5 protein-coding genes are annotated in these 6117 nt (G+C 68.6%); all 5 read right to left on the reverse strand.

Translation table 11 applies throughout. From position 1 onward, the window contains the following. Positions 1-82: 82 nt before the first annotated feature. The gene (locus F3J10_RS33895; protein ID WP_166916471.1) at positions 83-1099 is read right to left on the reverse strand and encodes a peptide ABC transporter ATP-binding protein; all 1017 of its coding nucleotides are present in this window, start codon (positions 1097-1099) and stop codon (positions 83-85) included. Next, the gene (locus F3J10_RS33900) at positions 1096-2091 is read right to left on the reverse strand and encodes an ABC transporter ATP-binding protein (RefSeq protein WP_025101343.1); all 996 of its coding nucleotides are present in this window, start codon (positions 2089-2091) and stop codon (positions 1096-1098) included. The genes F3J10_RS33895 and F3J10_RS33900 overlap by 4 nt, the downstream gene beginning before the upstream one ends. A gap of 2 nt (positions 2092-2093) precedes the next feature. Then, positions 2094-3005, reverse strand: a complete 912-nt coding sequence (locus F3J10_RS33905) for an ABC transporter permease subunit (protein WP_025101342.1) — start codon at positions 3003-3005, stop codon at positions 2094-2096. A 4-nt stretch (positions 3006-3009) separates the two neighbouring features. Then, complete coding sequence (locus F3J10_RS33910; RefSeq protein WP_013699668.1) at positions 3010-4020, reverse strand: ABC transporter permease subunit; 1011 nt, start codon at positions 4018-4020, stop codon at positions 3010-3012. Between the two features lie 113 nt (positions 4021-4133). Continuing rightward, positions 4134-5750 (reverse strand): ABC transporter substrate-binding protein, encoded by a 1617-nt coding sequence (locus F3J10_RS33915; RefSeq protein WP_025101340.1) that lies wholly within the window; start codon positions 5748-5750, stop codon positions 4134-4136. Positions 5751-6117: the final 367 nt, after the last annotated feature.

The following is a 6117-nucleotide window of genomic DNA, read 5'->3' on the forward strand; positions in this document are numbered from 1 at the left end:
CCGCATCCGCGCGCCGCGCGCGCCACCCGCCTGCGAACGGCGCGCGACCTGCCCCGCGCCGCGCGCCGCCGCTGCCCTGGCTTCAGGCATCCCCGTCACCGACCTCCTCGGCACGATGGCAGGCCACCTGCCGTCCATCGACCTCCCGCAGCGCGGGCACCTCGGCGCGGCACCGCTCGACCGCGTACGGGCAGCGCTGGTGGAACGCGCAGCCCGAGGGCGGCTTGAGCGGCGAGGGCAGCTCGCCCTCCAGCTTGATCTGGATGCGCCGGTCCGACTCGAAGATCGCCGGCGTGGCCGACATCAGCGCGCGCGTGTAGGGATGGCGCGGCCGCGCGTACAGCGTGGCCTTGTCGCCGAGCTCGGCCACCGCGCCGAAGTACATCACCATCACGTCGTCGGCCACGTGCTCGACCACCGACAGGTTGTGCGAGATGAACACGTAGCTGGTGCCGAACTGCTGCTGCAGGTCCATGAACAGGTTCAGGATCTGCGCCTGGATCGAGACGTCGAGCGCCGAGACGGGTTCGTCGGCCACCACGATCTGCGGATCGAGGATCATCGCCCGCGCGATCGCCACGCGCTGGCGCTGGCCGCCCGAGAACATGTGCGGATAGCGCTTGGCGTGCTCGGGCCGCAGGCCGACGGTGCGCATGATCTGCGCGATGCGCCCGGCGCGCTCGCCCGCCCCCAGTTTCGTGTTGATCGCGAGCGGCTCGCCCAGCGTCTGCTCGACGGTCTTGCGCGGGTTGAGCGAGGCGAACGGGTTCTGGAACACCATCTGCACGCGCCGGCGCAGCGCGGCGATGGTCTCGCCGCTGGCGCCCGCCACGTCCTCGCCGTCGATGCGCAGATGGCCGGCGGTGGGCGTCTCGATCATGGTGAGCTGGCGCGCCAGGGTGGACTTGCCGCAGCCCGACTCGCCCACCACCGCCAGCGTGCGGCCGCGCGCGAGCGTGAAGGACACGCCGTTGAGAGCCTTGACGGTGGCCTGGCCGAACATGCCGCGGCGCACCGAATAGTGTTTCGCGAGCCCGTCGGCGACGAGCACCGCGTCATCGCGGCCGACGGCGCGCGGTTCAGCGTGGACTGCATTCATCGTGCGCCTCCCGACGGATCGATCGCTTGGAGATTCAGGGGCTTGATACAGCGCGCGCGCATCGCGGCGTCGCCGGGCACCAGCTCGGCCAGCGCCGGGCGCGCCGCGTGGCAGGCCTCGACCACGTACTTGCAGCGCGGCGCGAACAGGCAGCCCGAGGGGCGGTCGTCGCGCCCCGGCACCATGCCGGGCAGCGCGGCCAGCCGTTCGGCGCCGGCGTTGTGCTCGGGGATCGCCGCGAGCAGCGCCTCAGTATACGGGTGATGCGGCGCGGCGAAGATGTCGGGCACGCGGTTGGTCTCGATGACCTCGCCGGCGTACATCACGGCCACCCGCTGGGCCACCTCGGAGACCACCGCCAGGTCGTGCGAGATCAGCACCAGGGCCATGCCGCGCTCCTTCTGCAGCGACACCAGCAGGTCCATGATCTGGGCCTGGATGGTCACGTCGAGCGCGGTGGTCGGCTCGTCGGCGATCAGCAGCTTGGGATTGCAGGCCACCGCCATGGCGATCATCACGCGCTGGTTCATGCCGCCCGACATCTGGTGCGGGAAGGTGTCGATGCGGTTCTTCGCGTCGGGGATGCCGACCTGGTCGAGCAGCTCGAGCGCGCGCTTCTTCAACGCATCGCCGCGCAGTCCCTCGTGCAGCTTCAGCACTTCGCGGATCTGGTAGCCGACCGTGTAGCTCGGGTTCAGGCTCGACAGCGCGTCCTGGAACACCATCGCGATGTCCTTGCCGATGATGCGCCGGCGCTGGCGCGGGCTGGCCTTGAGCAGGTCGATGCCGTCGAAGCTGACCTCGTCGGCGGTGACGATGCCGGGCGCGTCGACCAGGCCCATCAGGGCCATCATGGTCACGCTCTTGCCCGAGCCCGATTCGCCCACCACGCCCACCACCTCGCCGGGCGCGACCGACAGGTTGATGCGGTCCACCGCGGGCAGGCCGTTGAAGTTGACGGCCAGATTGCGGATGGTCAATAGATCGTTCATGTTCAGGCCATCCGTTTCAGTTTCGGGTCGAGCGCGTCGCGCAGGCCATCGCCGAGCAGGTTGATGGCCAGCACCGAGATCAGGATCGCCAGGCCCGGCATGGTCACGATCCACCAGGCGTTGTCGATGTAGTCGCGCGCCGAGGCCAGCATCGCGCCCCACTCGGCCGCGGGCGGCTGCACGCCGAGGCCCAGGAAGCCGAGCGCGGCCGCGTCGAGGATCGCCGAGGAGAAGCCCAGGGTGGCCTGCACGATCAGCGGCGCGGTGCAGTTCGGCAGCACCTGCGAGAACATCAGGCGCAGCGTGCCGGCGCCGGCCACGCGCGAGGCCGTGACGTATTCCTTCTGCAGCTCGCCGAGCGCCGAGGCGCGCGTAAGGCGCACGTAGCCGGGCAGCGCCACGATCGCGATCGCGAACATGGTGTTGGTCAGGCCCGGGCCGATGATGGCCACCACCGCCACCGCCAGCAGCAGCGAGGGCAGCGCCAGCAGCACGTCCATCACGCGCATCACGGGCGTGTCGGCCCAGCGCTGGAAGAACGCCGCCACCAGGCCCAGCACCACGCCGGGGATCAGCGCCAGCACCACCGACACCAGGCCGATCCAGAACGACAGGCGCGCGCCGTACATCAGGCGCGAGAGGATGTCGCGGCCGGCCTCGTCGGTGCCGAGCACGAAGCGCCAGTTGCCGCCGTCGAGCCAGGCGGGCGGGATCTTGACGAAGTCGCGGTATTGCTCGATCGGGCTGTGCGGCGCGATCAGCGGCGCGAAGATCGCCACCAGCACCAGCAGCAGCACGATCAGGCCGGCGCCCACCGCGCCGCGATTGCGGGCGAAGTGATGCCAGAATTCTTGCAGCGCGAGCAGGCGGCCGCCGGCGGCGACCGACGGCAGCGCGTCGGGGAGTTCGCTCATCGAATCACCTCGTATGGCGGATGCGGGGGTTGAGCACGCCGTAGAGCAGATCGACGACGAGATTGACGATGATCACCAGGGTGGCGATCAGCAGGATGCCGCCCTGCACCACCGGGTAGTCGCGGCGGCTGATCGCGTCGATCAGCCACTTGCCCACGCCCGGCCACGAGAACAGCGTCTCGGTGAGCACCGCGCCGGCCAGCAGGGTGCCGATCTGCAGCCCGATCACGGTGACCACCGGGATCAGCGCGTTGCGCAGCGCATGCACCACCACCACGCGCGCCGGCGACAGGCCCTTGGCGCGCGCGGTGCGGATGTAGTCCTCGCGCAGCACCTCGAGCATCGAGGAGCGCGTCATGCGCGCGATCACCGCCAGCGGGATGGTGCCCAGCACGATCGAGGGCAGGATCAGGTGGCTCACCGCCGAGCGGAACGAGCCCTCGTCGGGCGCGAGCAGCGCGTCGATCAGCATGAAGCCGGTCACGTGCGGGATGTCGTATTCGACCGCGATGCGTCCCGACACGGGCGTCCAGCCCAGGGTCGAGGAGAACACCATGATGAGGATCAGGCCCCACCAGAAGATCGGCATCGAATAGCCGGTCAGGGCGGTGCCCATCACGCCGTGGTCGACCACCGTGCCGCGCCGCAGCGCGGCGAACACGCCGGCGGGCAGGCCGACCAGCAGCGCGAACAGCAGCGCGCAGATCGACAGCTCGACGGTGGCGGGAAAGCGCGCCATGAACTCGCCCATCACGCTGGTATTGGTGATGATCGACAGGCCCAGGTCGCCATGCAGCGCCCGGCCGAGATAGTGGAGGTACTGGGCCGGCAGGGGCTGGTCGAGGCCGAGCCGGTGCATCGCCTCGGCGTGCATCGCCGGGTCGACACCGCGCTCGCCCATCATCACTTCGATGGGATCGCCCGGTATCAGGTGGATCAGCGCGAACGCAAGGATGGTGATGCCGATGAAGGTCGGGATCACCATGCCGATGCGGCGCAACACAAATCGCAACATGGCGGGTCTCGGAAAATCGTGGGGATGAAATGCGACCGGCGACGGGGGGCAGGCCCCCCGTCGCCGGGTCAATTATCGTGCAGTCGGTCCAACGTCGCGATGCCGGGCGCTGCTTACTTCACGCCGACGCCGTCGAAGCGGATGTAGCCGAGCGGCTCGATGCGCTGGTCGACCACGTTCTTGGTGGTCGGCTGGTAGACCGTCGAGTTCGCGATCGGCGAATACGGCACCTGCTGCGCGAAGATCTGCTGCGCCTGCGTGTAGATCTTGGTGCGCGCCTCCTGGCCGGTGGTCACGCGGCCCTTCTGGATCAGCGCCTCGAAGGACTTGTCGCACCAGCGCGAGAAGTTGTTGCCGCTCATCGCGGTGCAGCCGAGCAGGGTGCCGAGCCAGTTGTCCGGATCGCCGTTGTCGCCGGTCCAGCCGATCAGCATGGCGTCCTGCTCGCCCGAGTGGGCACGCTTGATGTACTCGCCCCATTCGTAGCTGACGATCTTCGCCTTCACGCCGATCTTGGCCCAGTCGGCCTGGATCATCTCGGCCATCAGCTTCGCGTTCGGGTTGTAGGGGCGCTGCACCGGCATCGCCCACAGGGTGATCTCGAAGCCGTTCGGGAAACCGGCCTTGGCCAGCAGCGCCTTGGCCTTGGCGGTGTCGTAGGCCGGCATCTTCAGGCTCTTGTCGAACGACCACTGGGTCGGCGGCATCGGCGCGTCGGCGGCCTGGCCAGCGCCCTGGTAGACCGACTCGATGATCGCCTTCTTGTTGATCGCCATGTCGAGCGCCTGGCGCACCGCCAGGTTGTCGAGCGGCTTGTGCTGCACGTTGTAGGCCAGGTAGCCGAGGTTGAAGCCCGGCTGCGAGGGCGTGTCGAGGTTCGCGTCGGCCTTCAGGGTGGCGATGTCGGCCGGGCGCGGATAGCTCATCACCTGGCACTCGTTGCGCTTGATCTTCTGCACGCGCACGCCGGCGTCCGGCGTGATCGAGAAGATCAGCTTCGAGACCTTCACGTCACCCTTGCGCCAGTAATCCGGGTTGCCGTCGAAGCGGATCGTGGCGTCCTTGGTATAGCTGCGGAACACGAAGGGACCGGTGCCGATCGGCTTCTGGTTGATGTCGGGCGCCTTGCCGGCCTTGAGCAGCTGGTCGGCGTACTCGGCCGACAGGATCGAGGCGAATTCCATCGCCATGTTCTGGATGAACGGCGCGTTCGGCTCGGACAGCGTGAAGCGCACCGTGTACGGATCGACCTTCTCGACCTTGGTGATCAGCTTGTCCAGGCCCATGTCGGTGAAGTACGGGAAGCTCACCGGGTAGGCCTTGCGGAACGGCTGGTTGGTGTCGAGCATGCGCTCGAAGGTGAACAGCACGTCGTCGGCGTTGAATTCGCGCGTCGGCTTGAAGAAATCGGTGGTCTGGAACTTCACGCCATGGCGCAGGTGGAAGGTGTAGGTCTTGCCGTCCGGCGAGATGTCCCACGATTCCGCGAGGCCCGGTTCGACCTTGGTGCCGCCGCGCACGAACTCGACCAGGCGGTTGTAGATGGTGAAGGTCGCTGCCGAGAAATCGACACCCGTCGTGTATTGGGCCGAATCGAAGCCGGCCGGGCTGCCTTCCGAGCAGTAGACAAGCGTCTTGTTCGGGATCTGCGCGTGCGCGGCACTCGTGATGCCCAGCGCTGCCGCTGCGACGCCCGCCATCGCGGCGCGCAACAGACGATCTGATTTCATTGTGATATCTCCAGGTCTCGTGCCGGCTGGCGCCGGCGTGCGGCCGATCTTACTTGAGCTTTCACGCCCGGAACAAGCCGGCCGGATCAAGCGCCGGCCCAGGCTTGCGCGGCGATTTCCGGCGTGCTTGGCGGCCCGCCGCGGCGGGCGCGGCGCGATGAAGCACCGGAAGCGGCGCTGTTCGGCCCGGTTCGGCCCTGTTTCGCCGGATCGCTAAACAAACGGTGACGAATGCGCCGCTCCCGCGACGCGGGTCGAACCGGCACGGCGGGGGGCGGCGGCACGCGCCGCGATCGCGCCCGATTGCCGGCCGGGCCGGCCCAGCATGGGCCCGGGGCGGTCCCGGCGCGGGCTTGCCGCGAATCCG

Source organism: Burkholderia sp. Cy-637 (assembly GCF_011753175.1).
Taxonomy (GTDB): Bacteria; Pseudomonadota; Gammaproteobacteria; order Burkholderiales; family Burkholderiaceae; genus Burkholderia; species Burkholderia gladioli.

Coding starts and splice junctions, on each gene's coding strand:
- F3J10_RS33895 (WP_166916471.1), bottom strand. CDS start 1,099: ATGAATGCAGTCCACGCTGAACCGCGCGCCGTCGGCCGCGATGACGCG.
- F3J10_RS33900 (WP_025101343.1), bottom strand. CDS start 2,091: ATGAACGATCTATTGACCATCCGCAATCTGGCCGTCAACTTCAACGGC.
- F3J10_RS33905 (WP_025101342.1), bottom strand. CDS start 3,005: ATGAGCGAACTCCCCGACGCGCTGCCGTCGGTCGCCGCCGGCGGCCGC.
- F3J10_RS33910 (WP_013699668.1), bottom strand. CDS start 4,020: ATGTTGCGATTTGTGTTGCGCCGCATCGGCATGGTGATCCCGACCTTC.
- F3J10_RS33915 (WP_025101340.1), bottom strand. CDS start 5,750: ATGAAATCAGATCGTCTGTTGCGCGCCGCGATGGCGGGCGTCGCAGCG.